At 72.6% G+C, this 17359-nt stretch carries 18 protein-coding genes and 1 tRNA gene; 7 read left to right on the top strand and 12 right to left on the bottom strand.

Annotation, left to right across the window (positions count from 1 at the left end):
* Positions 1–33 precede the first annotated feature (33 nt).
* Positions 34–1317 carry a hypothetical protein gene (locus J2X68_RS01335; protein WP_310430527.1) on the top strand — a complete coding sequence of 428 codons (1284 nt, stop codon included), beginning with the start codon at positions 34–36 and terminating at the stop codon, positions 1315–1317.
* Positions 1318–1414: 97 nt separating this feature from the next.
* On the top strand, positions 1415–2587 hold the full coding sequence (locus J2X68_RS01330; protein WP_310430526.1) for an amidase domain-containing protein: 1173 nt from the start codon (positions 1415–1417) through the stop codon (positions 2585–2587).
* Between the two features lie 13 nt (positions 2588–2600).
* On the opposite strand, the gene J2X68_RS01325 is transcribed toward J2X68_RS01330, so the two are convergent.
* The 3 genes from J2X68_RS01325 to J2X68_RS01315 all read right to left on the bottom strand — a co-directional run bounded on the left by J2X68_RS01325 (position 2601) and on the right by J2X68_RS01315 (position 5463).
* Complete coding sequence (locus J2X68_RS01325) at positions 2601–3104, bottom strand: DUF4383 domain-containing protein (protein ID WP_310430525.1); 504 nt, start codon at positions 3102–3104, stop codon at positions 2601–2603.
* Between the two features lie 80 nt (positions 3105–3184).
* Positions 3185–4615, bottom strand: a complete 1431-nt coding sequence (locus tag J2X68_RS01320; RefSeq protein ID WP_310430524.1) for a hypothetical protein — start codon at positions 4613–4615, stop codon at positions 3185–3187.
* A 74-nt stretch (positions 4616–4689) separates the two neighbouring features.
* Entirely contained in the window at positions 4690–5463 is a 774-nt protein-coding gene (locus J2X68_RS01315) for a DUF4097 family beta strand repeat-containing protein (RefSeq protein ID WP_310430523.1), read from the bottom strand.
* Positions 5464–5622: 159 nt separating this feature from the next.
* On the opposite strand from J2X68_RS01315, the gene J2X68_RS01310 reads away from it, so the two are divergent.
* A tRNA-Val gene (locus J2X68_RS01310) sits at positions 5623–5697 on the top strand.
* Between the two features lie 138 nt (positions 5698–5835).
* Here J2X68_RS01310 and J2X68_RS01305 read toward each other — a convergent pair.
* The 3 genes from J2X68_RS01305 to J2X68_RS01295 form a co-directional block, all read right to left on the bottom strand.
* On the bottom strand, positions 5836–6429 hold the full coding sequence (locus J2X68_RS01305; protein ID WP_310430522.1) for a hypothetical protein: 594 nt from the start codon (positions 6427–6429) through the stop codon (positions 5836–5838).
* A gap of 127 nt (positions 6430–6556) precedes the next feature.
* The gene (locus tag J2X68_RS01300; protein ID WP_310430521.1) at positions 6557–6901 is read right to left on the bottom strand and encodes a hypothetical protein; all 345 of its coding nucleotides are present in this window, start codon (positions 6899–6901) and stop codon (positions 6557–6559) included.
* A 183-nt stretch (positions 6902–7084) separates the two neighbouring features.
* Positions 7085–7495 (bottom strand): DUF393 domain-containing protein, encoded by a 411-nt coding sequence (locus J2X68_RS01295; RefSeq protein WP_310430520.1) that lies wholly within the window; start codon positions 7493–7495, stop codon positions 7085–7087.
* A gap of 111 nt (positions 7496–7606) precedes the next feature.
* Between J2X68_RS01295 and J2X68_RS01290 the strand changes: the two genes are divergently transcribed.
* Positions 7607–8161, top strand: a complete 555-nt coding sequence (locus J2X68_RS01290) for a GNAT family N-acetyltransferase (protein ID WP_310430519.1) — start codon at positions 7607–7609, stop codon at positions 8159–8161.
* 23 nt (positions 8162–8184) lie between these two features.
* Here the strand turns inward: J2X68_RS01290 and J2X68_RS01285 are convergent, their stop codons facing one another.
* Entirely contained in the window at positions 8185–9090 is a 906-nt protein-coding gene (locus tag J2X68_RS01285; RefSeq protein ID WP_310430518.1) for a 2-dehydropantoate 2-reductase, read from the bottom strand.
* 98 nt (positions 9091–9188) lie between these two features.
* Here J2X68_RS01285 and J2X68_RS01280 point away from each other — a divergent pair, with 98 nt between their 5' ends.
* Positions 9189–9425 (top strand): DUF2277 domain-containing protein, encoded by a 237-nt coding sequence (locus J2X68_RS01280; RefSeq protein ID WP_310430517.1) that lies wholly within the window; start codon positions 9189–9191, stop codon positions 9423–9425.
* A gap of 15 nt (positions 9426–9440) precedes the next feature.
* Here J2X68_RS01280 and J2X68_RS01275 read toward each other — a convergent pair whose 3' ends face one another.
* The 5 genes from J2X68_RS01275 to J2X68_RS01255 all read right to left on the bottom strand — a co-directional run bounded on the left by J2X68_RS01275 (position 9441) and on the right by J2X68_RS01255 (position 15412).
* Positions 9441–10055, bottom strand: coding sequence for a VTT domain-containing protein (locus tag J2X68_RS01275; RefSeq protein ID WP_310430516.1), 615 nt, complete (start codon positions 10053–10055; stop codon positions 9441–9443).
* 240 nt (positions 10056–10295) lie between these two features.
* Positions 10296–10751, bottom strand: a complete 456-nt coding sequence (locus tag J2X68_RS01270) for a DoxX family protein (RefSeq protein WP_310430515.1) — start codon at positions 10749–10751, stop codon at positions 10296–10298.
* A gap of 101 nt (positions 10752–10852) precedes the next feature.
* Complete coding sequence (locus J2X68_RS01265) at positions 10853–12892, bottom strand: FAD/NAD(P)-binding protein (RefSeq protein ID WP_310430514.1); 2040 nt, start codon at positions 12890–12892, stop codon at positions 10853–10855.
* 147 nt (positions 12893–13039) lie between these two features.
* Positions 13040–14689: an alkaline phosphatase D family protein gene (locus J2X68_RS01260; protein ID WP_310430513.1), complete on the bottom strand. Its 1650-nt coding sequence runs from the start codon at positions 14687–14689 to the stop codon at positions 13040–13042.
* A gap of 78 nt (positions 14690–14767) precedes the next feature.
* Positions 14768–15412 carry an HNH endonuclease family protein gene (locus J2X68_RS01255; RefSeq protein WP_310430512.1) on the bottom strand — a complete coding sequence of 215 codons (645 nt, stop codon included), beginning with the start codon at positions 15410–15412 and terminating at the stop codon, positions 14768–14770.
* Between the two features lie 376 nt (positions 15413–15788).
* On the opposite strand from J2X68_RS01255, the gene J2X68_RS01250 reads away from it, so the two are divergent.
* Together J2X68_RS01250 and J2X68_RS01245 are read left to right on the top strand one after the other, a co-directional pair.
* Positions 15789–16370 (top strand): TMEM165/GDT1 family protein, encoded by a 582-nt coding sequence (locus J2X68_RS01250; RefSeq protein ID WP_310430511.1) that lies wholly within the window; start codon positions 15789–15791, stop codon positions 16368–16370.
* Between the two features lie 164 nt (positions 16371–16534).
* Positions 16535–17182 carry an HAD family hydrolase gene (locus J2X68_RS01245; protein ID WP_310430510.1) on the top strand — a complete coding sequence of 216 codons (648 nt, stop codon included), beginning with the start codon at positions 16535–16537 and terminating at the stop codon, positions 17180–17182.
* Positions 17183–17359: the final 177 nt, after the last annotated feature.

The following is a 17359-nucleotide window of genomic DNA, read 5'->3' as shown; positions in this document are numbered from 1 at the left end:
CCGCGTCCCCGAAATCCGGAGAATGATCCGCACATGAAGTCACCGTCGGGCCGCCGCCGCAAGGCTCCGGCAACGCGCCACCCCGCCACCACGCATCCGGGGTTCCTGACGCTGGCGGCGCTTCTCGTCGTCGCGTCCCTGGTGGCCGGCTACCTGGTGCTCAACCGCACGACGAACACCGCGCCGACCGCGTCCTCGGGGGACGACAGGAAGGCGTCGGCGGGGGCCACCAAGGAGCCGGAGTGGGACGGCAAGACGCATGTCCTGGGGGACGGTTCGACCTCGTACACCGGACCGCAGAAAGGGCAGTTGAAAGCGGTTCCGCTCAAGCCCGGCGAGAAGCCGCCCCAGTTCGTGGTCTTCTCCTGGGACGGCGCGCTCATGGGCGACGACGGCCTCTTCGAGCACTACCGGAAGATGGCCGAGGAGTACAACGCGCACATGACCTTCTTCCTCACCGGCATCTACCTGCTGCCCAAGAGCAAGAAGGACCTCTACTCCCCGCCCCAGCACCCCAAGGGCACGGCGGCCATCAGCTTCCCCACCGACGAGCACATCCGCACCACGCTGGAGCAGCTCGGCGAGGCCTGGAAGGAGGGGAACGAGATCGGCACCCACTTCAACGGCCACTTCTGCGGCGCCAAGGGCGGCGCCGACTGGAGCGTCGACGAGTGGAAGAGCGAGATCGACCAGTTCTACTCCTTCGCGGAGAACTGGAAGACCAACACCGGCTACAAGGACATGGACCCGCTGCCCTTCGACTTCAAGAAGGCCGTCGTCGGCGGCCGCGCGCCCTGCCTGGAGGGCCAGGCCAACCTGCTGAAGGCCGCCAAGAGCTACGGCTGGCGCTACGACGCCAGCTCCACCGGTGACTTCCAGATCTGGCCGACGAAGAAGAACGGCATCTGGGACTTCCCGCTGCAGCTGCTCCCCTACGACGGCGGCAAGTACCAGGGCCTGTCGATGGACTTCAACTTCCTCTACAACCAGTCCGACGGCGAGGTGGAGGGCGATCCGGCCCAGTACCCGACGTGGGAGCAGCAGACCGTCGACGCCTACATGGCGGGCTTCAACCGCGTGTACTACGGCAGCCGGGCGCCCCTGTTCATCGGCAACCACTTCGAGGAGTGGAACGGCGGCATCTACATGAAGTCCGTCGACCAGGTCATCGAGAACGTGTGCACCAAGAAGGACGTCAAGTGCGTGTCCTTCCAGGAGTTGGCGGACTGGATGGACGTGCAGACACCGGCGACGCTCGAGCGGCTGCGCACCCTGGATCCGGCGCAGAATCCCGACTGGTCGACGGTCGTGAAGTAACCAAACCTCAACCGCGCCCCTCTTCACAACGGCCACACACACCATGCAAAGATGCCCTTCCCGGCATCCCTCCGCCGGGGCAAGAGGGGAAACATCCGTGAAGTCAAGGAAATTGAGAGCGACCCGCCGCCGCGTCGCGATACTCGGGGCAGCCGCCACCTCCGTCGTCGCCGGAGTGGCCCTGCTGCCCAACTGGTCCGCCGGTGCCGCCGTCGTCGACGACCCCAAGGTGGACGCCCGGACCAAGGCCACTTTCCAGCGGCTGGCGGACGCGGTCTTCACCGACCGCACCGACGCCCTGGTCGCCGGCAAGCAGGGCGACCGGACGAAGCCGCTGACCGACGGCTTCTCCGGTGAGGTCAAGCTGTCCTCCGGCACGGCGCGCACCGAGGACGCCGCCCTGTCCACCCTGGGCGACCGCAAGGACAAGCTCGCGAAGGCCGGCGAGAAGTACAGCAAGGCCAGCACCACCGTCACCCTGAACGCCACGCGGGTGACCGGCCGCACCGCCAAGGCCGCGGTCACCGAGAGCACGACGCTGACCTATGAGAAGGTCCGCGGCAACGAGCCGAAGAGCACCGGCTTCGAGGCCCACCACGAGCTGACGTTCAAGGCCGACCGGCAGGGCAACTGGCAGCTGACGGACATCCGCGACACCGACCAGGGCGGTCTCGCGGTGAACGCGCTCACCAAGCCCACCTCGGTCAAGGCGGCCACGACGGCCGACGACACCATGCCGAACGCCCCGCGCGCCGCGACCACCCGCAACCCGGTCGCCGTCCCGAAGACCGGCACCGCCTATGACTACAAGGCGATGGCGACCTACGCCGAGAAGTACTGGAACGTCTACAACAAGGACTACCCGGACTACAACGGCCACGGCGCCGGCGGCGACTGCACCAACTTCGTCAGCCAGTCGCTGAAGGCGGGCGGCTGGAAGCACGTCCCCGGCTACGTGTACGACTACACCAGGTGGTTCGGCAACGCCGACATCCAGTCGGACTCGTTCGTCGGCGTCAATGAGTGGTCCTGGTTCGCCCAGAACTCCAAGCGGACCACCGCGCTCGCCAACGTCTACCAGCTCGAGGTCGGCGACGTCCTCCAGATGGACTTCGACCGCGACGGGTCCAAGGACCACACGATGATCGTCACCGCCAAGAGCGGCGGCGTGCCGTACGTGACCTACCACTCGAACAACACCCTGCGCAGGTCGGTGGCGAGCCTCGTCTCGTCGTACCCGACGGCGTACTTCTACGCGTACCGCACCTGATCCGGCCGGCCCGTCACGCCTCGGGGTGGCGGGCCCGCCAGTACGGGTTGTCGTGCGGCAGGGCGGACCCCACCCTGCCGTACATCCCGAAGACGAGCAGCAGGATCCCGATCACGAAGCTGAGCATGCAGTTCTGGATCCTGAAGGCCAGGAAGTTGTAGTCCGTCTCCAGCAGGGCCATGTTCAGGAAGCCGCTGATGACGAACAGGGCGCCGAGGGTCATGTTGAGCGTGGACGCGAAGTTCCCTCCGATCACCATGCCCACGAGCAGCAGCAGCCCGACGCCGACCGACAGCCAGCTGAGCGCCCCGTTGGTGTTGAGGCTCCAGACCTCGTCCCCGCCGGTGTCGAAGAAACCGATGTTGTCGAGGATGCCGAAGATCCCGAACACGATCAGACCCAGGCCCATCAGCCCGGCGCCGATCCGGTAGACCAGGTTCAGGCGGTGGTCGACCGGCAGATGCTCGTCGAACCTGATCCGCCGCCTGGACCGGCCGTGCAGTGCGTGTGTGGCCATCTCCGCCTCCCTGAGGGTGGATGCGCCGATGGAGGCCGTACGTACCTTCAATATCCGCCCGCCGGCCGTCCGGGGCAATGTCAGTGCCCCGTACCGCGCTCCTCACGGATCCCGGCCACCACGTCCGCCACCGCCCGCCGGACGGCCTCCGTCTCGGTCAGGAAGTGCCAGTAGTCGGGGTGCCGGCCCTCCAGCGTGGCGATCGCCCGCTCCAGCCGGGCCACCGAGTCGTCCAGCGGGCGCGCGTGCCGGGGATCGGGCGTGTTGCGCCCCGCCATCGCCAGCCGCTGGGCGTCGCGGATCGCGAACCTGGTCCGGTCGATCTCCGCCTGCGGGTCCTTCTGCACGGCGTTCAGCCGGGTCAGCCGGTCACCGGCGGCCGAGACCGCCTCGTCCGTGCTGTTCAGCAGGGCGCGCACGGTCGACAGCAGCGCGGTGGCGTCCGGCCAGCGCTGCGCGTCCCGCGCGCCGCGCGCCTCCTCGAGCTTCGCCTCGGCCTGCCGGACGTGCTCCCCGGCCTGGTCGGGCACATGCTGGAGGTCCTGCCAGCAGGCGGCCGAGAACCGCCGCCGCAGCTCGCTCAGGATCGGCTCCACCTGCCCCGAGCGGGTCGTCAGCGCCTGGGCGCGGGTGCGCAGCGAGACGAGCCGGTGGTCGATCTCGGCGGCCCGCTCCGGCAGCCGCTCCGCCTCCGCCCGGACCGCCTCGGCCTCCCGCGCCACCCGCTCCGCCCGCTCCAGCGTGTGCGGCACGCCGTGCTGTCCCGCGCCCTGGTTCAGCTTCGTCAGCTCGGGCGCCAGCGCCGCCAGCCGGGCCGCCAGATCGTCCGCCCGCAGCCCGCTCTCGCGCACCGCGTCCAGCGCGTTCGAGGCGGCCAGCAGCGCCTGCCGGGCGCGTTCCACGGCGGGCGCGAGGCGGGCCAGCTGGGTCTCGGCCTTGCCGAGCAGCGGGCCCAGCCCGTCGGCGAACCGGTCCAGCTCCTGCTTGACGCGGCCCAGCTCGTCCTTCGCGCGGGTCAGCTCGGCGCGCGCCTGGGTGGCCGCCGAGGCCTCCAGGTCGTCCCGGTCGAGGTCATGGGCGTCGACGGCGTCGATGTACTGGTGGCTGGCCTCGTCGATCCGCCTGCCGACGGCCTCGAAGTCGGAGACGGCGCGGCGGGCGGCCGGCGAGTCGTCCACGGCCCTGATCGTCTCGATCGAGATCCGCAGGTCGCGCTGGGCGGTGTCCAGCTCGTAGAAGGCGGCGGCGGCCGCGTCCTTGGCGGCCTGGGCCTCGGCTCGCTGTCCTTCCGCCCGGCCGCCGAACCAGCGCCGGGTGCCGCCGCCGGCGAACGCGGCGGGCAGCGCGAGGGCGACCACGAGGGGGAGTGCGACGAGGGCGAGGGTGTCGCGGAGCGCGTGGCGCCCCGGGACCGCGGCGGGTCCCGGCGACGCGGGGAGCCCGGGGTGCGCACGGCGGCGCCGTGCGCGCGGCACCAACGGCGAATACGGCTGCGCTGGTGTCGCCGTCACATCCTTCTCCCGTGCTGTGATCAACCCTGCCCGGTGTCATTCTCCCACCGGTTAAGGACGAACACACGGGTCCGTTAGTTCGCGTTCCTGACGGTGACTTTGCCGTCGGCGGTGCGTGCGCTGACCACGTGCGCGCTGGACTCGTCGCGCGGCACGGACACGTCCACCCCGCCGTCGCCGGTCTCCGCGGTCACCCGGTAGGTCCCCTCGGGCAGCGTGATCGTCACCGAACCGTCCTGGCTGACGGACTCCACCCGGTCCGGCAGGGCGGCCAGGGTGAGGTGGACCGAGCCGTCCTCGGTACGGGTGTCCACCGTGCGCGAGGAGACCTCGGCGCGTACGGAACCGTCCTCGGTGCGCAGGTCCAGCGGCCCGCTGGAGTCGGTGACCTGCACGGAGCCGTCCTCGGCGTGCACGCTCAGGGCGTCCCGGAAGCCCCGGGCCCGCACGCTGCCGTCGTCGTCCTCGACCTTCACCGCGATGCCCCGGGGCACCTCGATCCGGTGCTTGGCGGAGCAGTCGGCGACCAGGCCGGAGCAGCGCAGGCGCAGCGTCAGCCGGTCGTCCTTCATCGACCAGGTCACCTTGGGCTCCTTGCGGACGGTGACGGACCCCTGGAACCAGCGCGTGACGTCGACCCGGCCCGCCTCGGCCGTGTCCGACGCGACGATCTCGAGCGCCGAGTCGTCGGAGTCGACGGTGAGCGTGCGGCCCTGGAGGGCGAACGACCGGTGGTCGGGATGCTCGTCGTCGGCGGCCGAGGCGCCGCAGGCGGTCGTCCCGGCGGCCAGGGCCACGACGGCCGCGGCGCCGAGGACCGCGCGGACCGGAAGTGACGTACGTGCCATGGTGATCTCCCCCTGGGCTGCTTGGCGTTGCCCTGACGACACTAGGGAGCCACCGGCCGCCGGGGGATCCGGCACACTCCCGGATCCGGGGTGGGGCTAACCCCCGGATACGGGTTTGCCGGGCACTGCCCCGGGCAATGTAGGCTGTCGACTCGTCCAGGGTGCGTAGCTCAGGGGTAGAGCGCCTGCCTTACAAGCAGGATGTCGGCGGTTCGAAACCGTCCGCGCCCACCAGGATGGAACAGCAGGTCAGTGACATGACGACGGCCCCCGGAGCAATCCGGGGGCCGTCGTCATTGTCCGGAGGCCCGCATCCCGGAGGCCCACACCTGCCGTATCCGGCCTCGAGGTGCCGAGACGGGTGGCCCGTCGTCAGTCCCAGCCGCCCAGGAGGGCGGCGTTGGCCTGGGCGCTGCAGATGTTGTAGCCGCCGGACGCGTGGGCCTTCTCGGTGTGGCCCTCGACCGTGACCGAGCAGTTGATGTCTCCCGAGCCCTGGAGCTGGGCCGTCACGTCGTAGTACAGCGCGTCGTCGTCCAGGGGCAGGGTGGCCTCGAACCTGCCGTTCTCGAACGTGCCCTTGCGGTTGTCGCTGTCCGAGCCGTAGGTGATGTCGAGCGGGCCCAGCGTGCCGGCGGGGGCGGTGCCCCACACCTTGAACGTGACGACCTTCTTCTCCGGCTTCTTCGGCTTCTCGCTCCGGCCGGTGTCGCCCGCCTCGCCGGCGCCCGTGGGCTCCTCGCTCCTCGGTGAGGAGGCCGCCGAGGCCGGGTCGGTGGAACCGCCGGACTCGTCGCCGCTGCCGCCCGAGTCGGTGATCGCGGCCACGACGGCGATCAGGAGGAGCAGGCCGATGACACCGGCGCAGCCGAACCCGACGAACCTTCCGACGCTGCGCTTCCCTGGGGGCTGCGGGCCGCCTCGGCCGGGCTGCTGCGGCTGGTGCTGTGGATACTGCTCGCTCACGTGCTCCCCCGGGGGATCGTCGCTGTCTTGCTTCTGTGCGACTGGCGACGGGGGTGCGCGGTTGCGGCGAAACCGGAAAGGTCACCTGATCGTGTGAGATAAGGGATCTTTCGCAGGTCGCCGCAGGCTAGCCGCCGTCCCCCGGTGGGGTCTCGTGGGCGTGTTTGAGGCTCATGCGGGCCGCCACCCGGTCCGGTGTCGCGACCTCCGACCAGAAGCGGTGGCAGGTCACGAACACCGCGAGTTCGTGCTCCCGCCGCCGGAGCTTCTCCACCTCGGCCTGCTCGTCGGCCGTCCAGCCGGGGGACGCGGGGCGTTCGGTCTTGCGCCAGCCGGCGTCGTCGCTGAAGCCGTCCAGGGGCTCGACCGACCAGGGGAGCCGCTTCAGCAGGGCCGACAGCTCGGCCCTGACCTGATGCAGCTCCTCCTGACCGGCGCGCAGGTCGCTGGGAAAGTCATAGGTCGTAGCCACGCGGCAATGGTACGCCTGTTCGAATTTGGGAGGCGAGCTCCTCAGGGGTGTTCGTGTGAACGTACGTTCGATTGGGTCTCAGGTGTCCGACCGGCTCCCGTTCGAGGACGGCCGGGCCCGGCCGGCCGGTGCCGTCCGGGCCGGCGTCGAGACGGTGGCCGGACGCGACACCGCTCGGGGACCTCATCCGGCGCGCGGCGGAACGGCGCAGGCCGCGGTGGCGCCGGGCAGCCGGTGGCGGTTGCGCGACACCCAGCGGTAGACCACGCGCGCGCAGCCCCGGACGCCGGGCAGCCGGAGGGCGGCGGAGAGCGCGCGCCAGGCGGCGGACGGCGAGGTGCCGAGCCAGCGGGCCAGTGCGTCGGCCCCGCCCGCGAGGACCGTGTCGCCGCGCAGCAGCAGCACCTCCCGGTCCAGCCGGTCGAGATGCGGCGCGGTCGACTCCGCGGGCAGGAACTGCCACGGAACCGCTTGCACTGCCGGTGCGGCGAGGGCGCGGATGCGGTCGACCGACGTCTGGCAGAAGCCGCAGTCCCCGTCGTAGGCGAGTACCGGGGGCACGGAGCGCGGGCCGTGCGGTGCGGGGCTGATCACTGGTCTCCCTCCCGCCCCCACCCATGGCGGGGGCGCTGACTGGTCCTCTCCGCAGCCTCGCACGACGGCGGCCGGCCGCGGGTGTCGGACCCTGGTCCTAGGGTGACGCGCATGGACGAGACCGTGAGGGAACGGGTGCTGCTGGTGCCCTGGTCGGAGGGTGACTTCTGGCTGCTGCGACGGGCCAACAGCCCCGCGATGACGGAACATCTGGGCGGGCCGGAGAGCGAGGAGAAGCTCGCCGACCGGCATCGGCGCTATGTGCAGCCGTTCGCCGGGCTCATGTACCGGGTCACGCTCGCGGACACCGGGGAGAGCGTCGGTTCGATCGGGTACTGGGAGCGGGAGTGGCGGGGCGGGCTGCGCTGGGAGACGGGCTGGGGGATCCTGCCCGAGTTCCAGGGCAGGGGGCTCGCCGCGACGGCGGCCCGGGCGCTGGTCGACGTCCTGCGGGAGCGGGCCGGGCACGGCGGCCACCCGGCCCTGCACGCGTTCCCCAAGGTGGACAACGCCGCGTCCAACGGGGTCTGCCGCAAGGCCGGGTTCACCCTGCTCGGGCAGGTCGACCTCGAGTATCCGAAGGGGAACCCGATCCGTTCCAACGACTGGTACGTCGACCTGCGCGCCCGCCCGCAGGACCCGCCGCCCGGACACCGGCACGGCTGACGGCCCGCTCGCGCCTGCCGCCGCTAGCGGGTGGCGTCCGCCAGCTCCCGCACCAGGCGTGCGGCCACCGGGACCGGGACCCCGTGCCGCTCGGCCGCGCGCAGCAACCCCCCGCCGATCGCGTCGAGTTCGAGGGGCCGCCCCGCCTCGGCGTCACGCTGCATGGAGGACTTCGTGCCGGGGGCGAAGGAGTCGTAGCGGGCGAGTGCCCCGGCCGGGTCGGCGGGCGCCCCGCAGGCGCGGCTGACGGCCGCGGTCTCCTCGACCAGGGCGGTCAGTTCCCCGCGGTGCCGGGTGCGGACCTCGCCCAGCGGCAGACCGTACCGGGCGGTGAGCAGGGCGAGGGGGGCGAGGAAGGCCATCTTCGCCCACAGGGCGGCCGTCTCGTCCGGCAGGACGCGGACGGTCGGGCCGGCCGCCTCCAGCACGCGCGCGAGCGCGTCGAGGCGCGGGCGCGGCACGGCGTCACCGGCCAGGTCGATCTCCGCGAAGCCGCTGCCGTGCTCGATCACGCCCGGCGCGACCCGGGTCGACTCGACCCGGACGACGGCCGGGGCGACCCGGTCCGCGCCGTACCGGGCGCGCAGGACCGCCGGGTGCTCGACGCCGTTCAGGAACGGCACGACGAGGGTGTCCTCGCCGAGGGCCGGGGCCGGGACACGGGCCAGGGCCGCGTCGAGAGCGGTGTGCTTGACGGTGATCAGCACCGCGTCGACGGGCGCGCGCAGCAAGGTGTCCGCCGCGACCGGCACGGTGAAGTCGCCGAAGGGGGCGCTGCGGACGCGGATGCCGTCGGCGCGCAGGGCCGCCGCGGTCTCCTCGCCCGCCAGGCAGGTCACCCGGTGGCCGGCGCGGGACAGGAGGCCCGCGAGCAGGCCCCCCACTCCGCCGGGGCCGAGGACGGCGACGCTGAGCATGTCCTTGGTCATGTGCTGTTGTCCCTCTCGTCGGTCGGCCCCGCGGGTGCGGTGGCCGCCTCGGAGGTGATCATGGCACGAAGGCGGGGTGCCGGGGGAGACTGGGAGACATGTGCCGGAGCATCAAGACGCTGCGTCCCCCCGCCCTGCCCGAGAAGGCGACGGAGGACGATGTGCGCGCCGCAGCCCTGCAGTACGTCCGCAAGGTGTCCGGTTTCCGGGCGCCGGCCGAGCACAACCGGGAGGTGTTCGAGCGAGCGGTCGAGGTCATCGCCGCGGCCACGGCGGAGTTGCTCGACGGGCTGGAGGTGCGCGGGGCCGGCCGGGGCGCGGCGGCGCGCACGTAGGTCCGCGCCGGGCTCCTACGCCGCCGGCTGCCGTCGCATGACGTAGGCGGCGGCGGCCCCCGCGCCGAACAGCGCGAGCACCGAGACCCCCGTCGCCAGCCACGTGGTGCCCAGCCAGTGCGCGCCGAAGTAGCCGAGGGCGGCGCTGTAGCCCGCCCAGGAGAGGCCGGCCAGGGCGGACCAGGGGAGGAACTCGCGGGGGCGGCGGTGGGCGGCGCCCGCGATGAGGGAGACGACGGAGCGGCCGGCGGGCGCGAAGCGCGCCAGCACGACCAGGGGGCCGCCGCCCCGGGCCAGCGCCTCGCCGAGACGTTCCTGCGCGGTGGTCAGCCGCCGGGAGCGGGAGATCGCCCGGTCCAGGCGCTCACCGCCGCGCCAGGCCAGCCGGTAGGCCACCAGGTCGCCCAGCACCGAGGCGGTCGCCGCGGAGAGGATCAGGACCATGATGTCCGGTACGTCGTGCGGCACTTGGCCGGTCGCCGCGCCCGAACCCGCCGCCGCGGCGGTCGCCGCCGTGATGACGAGCACGCCGCTGGGCAGCACCGGCAGGAACACGTCGAGGAGGACCGACAGGCCCACCACCGCGTAGATCCATGGGCTGCCGAGCAGGACCCCCACGCTTTCGAACACCACTGACTCCCCGTGTCTCCCCCGTGACGGCCGACCGTGCCGCTGTGTCGCGGGGGAGCGGCAGGTGCGGCCAATGACAGCCATACAGCGTACGCCCGGGGTGTGACAGCAGTTTCACGGGGGGCTCATGTGTTCGGTGCAGTACGTTCACCGGCGCCGTGCGCCGGGTGCTGAGCCGCGGTCACCCGGGCTTCCGAGGCCCGGGTGACCGCGGCGCGCGGTGCCGTGGAGCGGGGTCGGTCAGGCGGAAACCGCGGCCTCCCGCGCCGCGGGCTCCCGCTCGGTGGCCGGGCGGCCGGCGAACAGGCGGTCCAGGCCGAGGGCGCCGGAGCCGGTGAACACCAGCAGCAGGAAGGCCCAGCAGAACATCGCGGAGGCCTCGCCGCCGTTCTGGATCGGCCACAGGGCGCTCTGCTGGTGCACGTCGAAGTAGGCGTAGGCCATGGAGCCCGAGGCCAGGAACGCGGCGGCCCGGGTGCCGAGGCCGAGCAGCACCAGGCTGCCGCAGACCAGCTGGATCACGGCCGCGTACCAGCCGGGCCAGGCGCCGGCGTCGAGCGTGCCGCCGTCGGTGCCCGCGGCGCCGCCGAGGACGCCGAAGAGCGAGGCCGCGCCGTGGCAGGCGAAGAGGAGACCCACGACGACGCGGAAGAGGCCGATGGCGTACGGCTGTGCGGTGTTGAGGCGAGCGGACATGGTGGGGGGTGCTCCTTCGGTGTCGGTCCGACCGGTGCCGAGGGGGAGGGACCGGCCGGTGGGGACGGCGGTACCGAACGAGCGACCCACGTTAGGCGCAGCTAATCGATGCTTGCAAGTTCAACTTCTAGCCACGGCGAGGGCTCGCTCCGAGGCTCCGCGCGGGGTTCCGTTTGCGGTTCCGTTCCGGGTTCCACCTGCGGTTCCGACGGGGGTCCGGCCTCCCCGGCCGCCGTGCGCAGAGCGGCTCTCGCCACCGCGTCCGCATCTGAGAGAGTGACCGAATCCACCCCTGGACGGGCGCCTGCCGCGGTGACCCAGTGCACCCCCTCCGTGGGCACTCCGAAGGCCAACCGCCGTGCGTGAGGCCTGCCTTGACGGTCTATCAGGTGATAAGGGCGCGGGGTCACGTCCAGACCCCCGGTCACATAGCCGTCCACCGTGTGGGGACGGCACTGCCCGGTCCGCAGCAGCCGCGCCAGCAGGCCGTCGGCGGTGCGTCGCACATCCGGTTCCGGAAGCCGCGCCTCGACGAGCGTCGTCACCCGGACCGCCGACCCCGGCACCTCCGGCGCGTGCGCCCGCCAGGCCCCGTCCTCCTCCCGCACCTCCAGCCGGGGCCCGAGGACGTCCACCACCCCCGCCTCCACCAGGGCGGCCAGTTCCTCGACCCGGCGGCGCGGCGGGCCGATGGACAGGAAGGCGTTGAGCGGGGTGTACCAGCGGTCCAGGTGGTCCCGGCGGGAGGCGCCGGTCAGCCCCGCGTGGTCGACGATCAGCCGCAGTTCGTTGCGCAGGTCGCGCAGGACGTCCAGGGCGGCCTTCGCGGGCCCGTCCACATTGCCCCGGGCGGCGTCCTCCGCGTCCCTGCGCAGATACCCGAGCAGCCAGTCCCGCCACTGCCCCGGGTCCGCGAACCGCCGTCCCGCGTAAGGCCGGGAGATCCGGTCCCAGCTCCAGCGGTCGGCCCGGGGTATCTGGAACCCGTCGAGGACCGCCGCCTCCTGGGCGTCGCGGTGCGGGACGGCCGAGAACTCCCGCACGAAGGCCGCTTCGGAGCCGGGCCGGGCCGGCTCCCGCAGCAGGGCCGCGTAGTAGACCGTCTCCACCTCCTTCGCCACCAACGGCCATATCTCGGCCAGGAAGTCGGGCGCCTCGCCGGAGTCCGCGCGCTTGCGGAAGCCCGCGATCACCTCCGGCGTCAGCACGAGCGGCCGGTGACGGCCGTACGGTCCCTTGGCGTTGTCGCCGCGTGCCTGGTACGGGATGCCGCGCCGGGAGCCGGCGTACAGACGCGGCTCGTGACCGGACGGCAGGTAGCGCAGGGCCGTGCGTCCGGCGCCGTCCCTCGCTCCGGGGCCCGTGCGGGCGGGGACGAAGCGGCCGCCCCGGCCGGTGGTCAGCAGGGCCAGGTGGTCGAAGAAGTTCAGGCCGAGACCGCGCAGCAGCACCGGTTCACCGGCTCCGAGCGCGGTGAGGTCGACGTCGGCCGGGTTGGCGGGCGGGACGTGCCGCAGGCCGTGCCGCCGCGCGTGGGCGGCGTGCCGTCGCAGCGCGGTGTCGGCGACCACCGGCAGGTGCCCCTGGGCGAGGACGACGGCGGACAGGCCGAACAGGATCCGGCCGTCGTCCAGGGTGAGGACCTGGCGGCCGTCGGCGGCGTCGTCGAGCCGGACCGCGCGGGCCGCGTGCGTCTCGACGCGCACCGAAGGCGGGGCCTGGCGCACGGTCCGGGCGAACACCCACTCCAGATAGCGGCCGTAGTGCGCGCGGGTCGGGTACTCGTCCGGGCCCAGTTCCCCGGCCGCCCACGCGTGCAGACTCGGACCCGGGCGGATCGGGCCCGCGCAGTCCACGCTCTCGTCGGTGAACAACGTCACCTGCGAGGCCACGGTGTTCATCAGCAGCTCCCGCGACTGCGCGGTGCGCCAGACGCGGCCCGGCCCCGGCGGGGCGGGGTCGACGACGTGGACCGTCAGTCGCGCGCCGGGCGGAAGCAGGTCGGGCGCGGAGGCGCAGAGGCGTTCCAGGACGCTGGTGCCGCGCGGTCCGGCGCCGACGAGGGCGACGGAAAGGGTGACCGCCGGTGTCGCGTTCGCGTCCGGCGTGGGCTCTGCGACGCCGGCGTGGTCTGCGTTCACTGAGGGCAAGAGGGTGACTCCCGGGCGTGTGGGGCGCGATGGAGCGGACCGTCCACCGGACCGCGGTGGAAGCGGACGGTCCGCATCATCATGCCGTCGGCCGTCACGGAAGCCAACGCGGGCCCCGGGAGCCCCGATTGTCACGGCTCAGGGAGTCAGGTCGGACTCCCGCAGCGTCGCGAGCGACCCGTCGCCCTGCGCCTGCTCCAGCCGCAGCCGGGCCGAACGCCCGCGCAAGGTGAGGAACATGAGCTGGTTGCCGAACCAGGGCCCGCCCTTCTTGCGCCAGCCGACGGGCGGCCGGGGGCACCGGCCGTGCCGACGCAGACGGCGGCCGAGCGCCCGGGCCACGGCGCTCCAGCCGAAGCGGAAGCCCACCCGGATCGACCGGGGCACGGAGTTGTGCACGGGGGAGCAGGTGAGCTGGAGCACCCGCGCGTCGGGGCCGTCGCCCTCGTGCCAGTACGGCTCGGCCACATACGCGTGGTGCACGTCCCCGGAGAGCACGAGCACGCTCGCCGGCGCCCCCGCCCCGCTCCCCGTCTCGGCGATCAGCGCGGCCAGCTCGGCGAAGGAGTCGGGGAAGGCCGCCCAGTGCTCCAGATCCGCCCCCCGCCGCACCTTCTCCCCGAGGCGGGCCCAGCGCGCCCCGCGCTCGCCCCGGCACAGCGCCGCGTCCCACTCCTCGGCATCGTGCACCAGGTGCGGCAGCAGCCAGGGCAGCGAGGTGCCGATCAGGAGGTGGTCGTAGGAGCCGGGACCGTCGAGGGTCTGCTCGCGCAGCCAGGTCCACTCGCCCGGGTGGAGCATCGAGCGCCCGCCCTCGTCGAGGACCCGCGCCGCCCTGCTGTCGACCATCAGCAGCCGCACGCGCCCGAAGTCGCGCCGGTAGCTCCACCGCGCGGACGCCGGGTCCGCGTCGGCGCGGCACGCGAAGGCGCGCAGCGCGTCGGTGCCGTCGGCGGCCTCGCGTACGGCGGCGAAGAGCGGGTCGGTGGCCAGCTCGGCCGGGGAGAGATTGCCGAGGTGCTGGTGCACCCAGTACGACATCAGGCCGCTCAGCAGCCGCTCGCGCCACCAGGGGGTGGCCCGCATGTCGGCCAGCCAGGAGGCGGACGTGTTCCAGTCGTCGATGACGTCATGGTCGTCGAAGACCATGCAGCTGGGCACGGTGGACAGCAGCCAGCGCACCTCGGGGTCCAGCCAGGACTCGTAGTAGAGCCAGGTGTACTCCTCGTAGTCCGCGATCTCGGCGCCCGGCGCGTCGTCGAGGCCGCGGCGGGCGGCGATCCGCTCCCGGGTCGCGTCGGAGACCTCGTCGGCGTAGACTTGGTCGCCGATCAGCAGCAGGACGTCGGGCCGTTCGGCCGCCGGATCGGCGGCGAGACGCGCCGCCAGGCTGTCCAGCGCGTCGGGCCCGACGGGGTCGTGTCCGCCGGCCGGGGGCGCCGCCCAGCGGCAGGAGCCGAAGGCCACCCGGACCTCGTCGCCGCCCTCACCGCCGGCGCCGACCGCGGCCGGGGTGCGGATCTCCGAGGGCGGGAAGCCGGAGTCGGGCAGCGGCCACACACGGGTGCCGTCCAGGAACACCTCGTATCCGGTGGCCGTGCCCGCCGTCAGGCCCGTCACCTCGACGAGGGCGTAGTGGTGGCCCGCCACCTGGAAGGTGCGGGCGGTGCCGCCCGCGCCGTCCGTACAGCGCACCTCGGTCTCACACGGTCGGCTCGACTCGATCCATACGGTCGCCGTCGAGCCGTCGGCGTACCTCAGCAGTGGTCCCAGCCGCAGTTCGGCCACGCGATCGCCCTCCTCCGTCGCCCCGTACGGTACGGAACGACGGAGGAGAGTGGGGAGATCCCTGCGGTCACGAGTCGATCAGCAGCTCGCCAGGTAGCTGGTGAGCGCGCTCTTCTCGGCGGAGTCGACCGACAGACCGTAGTAGTACTTCACCTGCACCCACGCGCGGACGTAGGTGCAGCGGTACGAGGTGACCGACGGCATCCACTCGGCCGGGTCCTGGTCGCCCTTGGACTGGTTCACGTTGTCCGTGACGGCGATGAGCTGCGGGCGGGTCAGGTCGTTGGCGAAGGCCTGGCGCTGGGCGGTCGTCCAGGCGTCGGCGCCGGAGTCCCAGGCCTCGGCCAGCGGCACCATGTGGTCGATGTCCACGTCGGAGGCGGCGGTCCAGGTGGCCCCGTCGTAGGGGGAGAACCAGCTGCCGCTGGTGGCGGCGCAGGCGGAGCTGACGACGACGTTCGTGCCGTCCCGCTTGAGGACCGTCTCCCGGGTGTTGCAGGTGCCGGAGATGGTGATCCAGTGCGGGAAGAGGTCGCGGTCGTACCCGGTGCGGTCCTCGGCCGCCACGGTGAGCGAGGCCAGGTAGGTGCGGGCGGTGGCGGCGCTGACCGGGGTGGGGAGGGCGGCGGAGGCGGTCGGGGAGTTGAGCAGCCCGACCGAGGCTATGAGGCCGGTGAGGGCGGCGAGTATGCTCAGCCGTCCACGCGCGTAGAACTTCGACATGCGAACTCCATGGGGGAGGCGGGGTGTTGAGCGCGAGCGTGGGAATGCTCGCGGCCGCACGTTGCGGGGAGATGTGCGCCCGGTGAGAAGTTAGTGACGTGTGCATGACACGACAAGGTTTATGGCAGAACGATCTCGTACACTGGGGAGCGCAGAAGGGGAGTAGCTCTTCGCCGGACCGTCGACATACTGCTCAGCTCGTCTGAGCCGGCGCCCGGAGGCGGACCCGTCACGCGGGTCGGCCAGCGAGACCTTCGGCAAGCAGTGCACATCCCTGCCCCACGGCAGGGATGACCGATGTGCTGCCGTGCCGAGGTGTCTTCATCGCGAAGTGTCAGGACTCTCGGCGGGGCGGCTCCCGACCGATTGAGGAACCTTGATCAGCATCACCGTGACGGCGCTCGTCTTCGGCGTCGTCTTCCTGGCCGAGCTGCCGGACAAGACCGCGCTCGCCGGCCTCGTCCTCGGCACCCGCTACCGCGCCTCGTACGTCTTCGCCGGGGTCGCCGCCGCCTTCGCGCTGCATGTCGCGCTGGCCGTCGCGGCGGGCAGCGTGCTGACCCTGCTCCCGCAGCAGCTCGTGCACGCGCTGACCGGCGTCCTGTTCCTGGGCGGCGCGGCGGTGCTGCTGCTGAAGAAGGACGAGGGCGAGGAGGAGATCCGGCGGCCGGAGAACCAGTCCTTCTGGAAGGTCGCGGGCGCGGGCTTCATGCTGATCCTCGTCGCCGAGTTCGGCGATCTCACCCAGATCATGACGGCGAACCTCGCCGCCCGCTACGACGACCCGCTCTCCGTCGGGCTGGGTGCGGTGCTGGCGCTGTGGGCGGTGGCCGGACTCGGCATCGTCGGTGGAAAGGCCCTGATGAAGCGGGTGCCGCTGAAGCTGATCACGCGGATCGCCGCGCTGCTGATGCTGGCCCTCGGGGTGTGGAGCCTGTGGGAGGCGATCGCCGGCTGAGGCCGGGGCCGAGCTGAACGGCGGGTGAACGATTCCCGGCCTTCCGCGGCCGGGGTGGCGGTGGACCCGCATTGTTTTGTACCGTAGAGAAACAAAGTGGCTCCCGCTCGTTTTCCCTGACCGGCGGGCGGGGCCGCCTTGTCTCTTCCTACCTGGAGCTGCTGATGCCGGTCCTGACCGCCCGCGCCCTCCTGCTCGACATGGACGGCACCCTCGTGAACTCCGACGCCGTCGTGGAGCGGATCTGGCGGCGCTGGGCCGACGCGCACGGACTCGACGGCGACGAGGTCATGAAGGTCGTCCACGGCCGCCAGGGGCACGCCTCGATGGCCGTGCTGCTGCCCGGCAGGCCGGTGCACCTGAACCACGAGGACAACGCGCGGATGCTGGCGGAGGAGACCGCCGACATGGACGGCGTCGTGCCGGTGCCCGGCGCGCCGGAGTTCCTCGCCTCCCTGCGCGAGGTCCCGCACGCGCTGGTCACCTCGGCGGACGTCGCGCTCTCGACGGCCCGGATGGCCGCGGCCGGACTGGCGCTCCCGGACGTGCGCGTCACCGCCGAGTCGGTGGGCGCGAGCAAGCCGGACCCCGAGGGCTTCCTCAAGGGCGCGGCCGAGCTGGGGATCGCCCCGGCCGACTGCGTGGTGTTCGAGGACTCCGGGGCGGGCATCGAGGCCGGTCGGGCCGCCGGGATGCGGGTCGTGGGCGTGGGGCCGCGAGCGGCCGCGCACGGACCCGACGTCCTGGTCCGTGACCTGCGGCAGGTGCGGGTGGAGACGGACGGGTCCGGAGTGCGCCTCCACGTGGCGTGAGGCACCGCGGGGCCGTGGAACCGTGGCCCGGCGGAGCTGGGGCGCCATGGAGCTGTGGCGGGGTGGGACGGTGGTGCGTCGGCGCTGTGCCGCCGTGCGGCTGTGGTGTCGTGGGTCCGGGGTGTCATGGGCCCGGGGTGCTGTGGGCCCGGGGTGCGGTGGGTCCGGGGTGTTGTG

This window comes from Streptomyces sp. 3330 (assembly GCF_031456635.1).
Taxonomy (GTDB): domain Bacteria; phylum Actinomycetota; class Actinomycetes; order Streptomycetales; family Streptomycetaceae; genus Streptomyces.
This window is presented reverse-complemented; position numbering and strand designations above follow the sequence as displayed.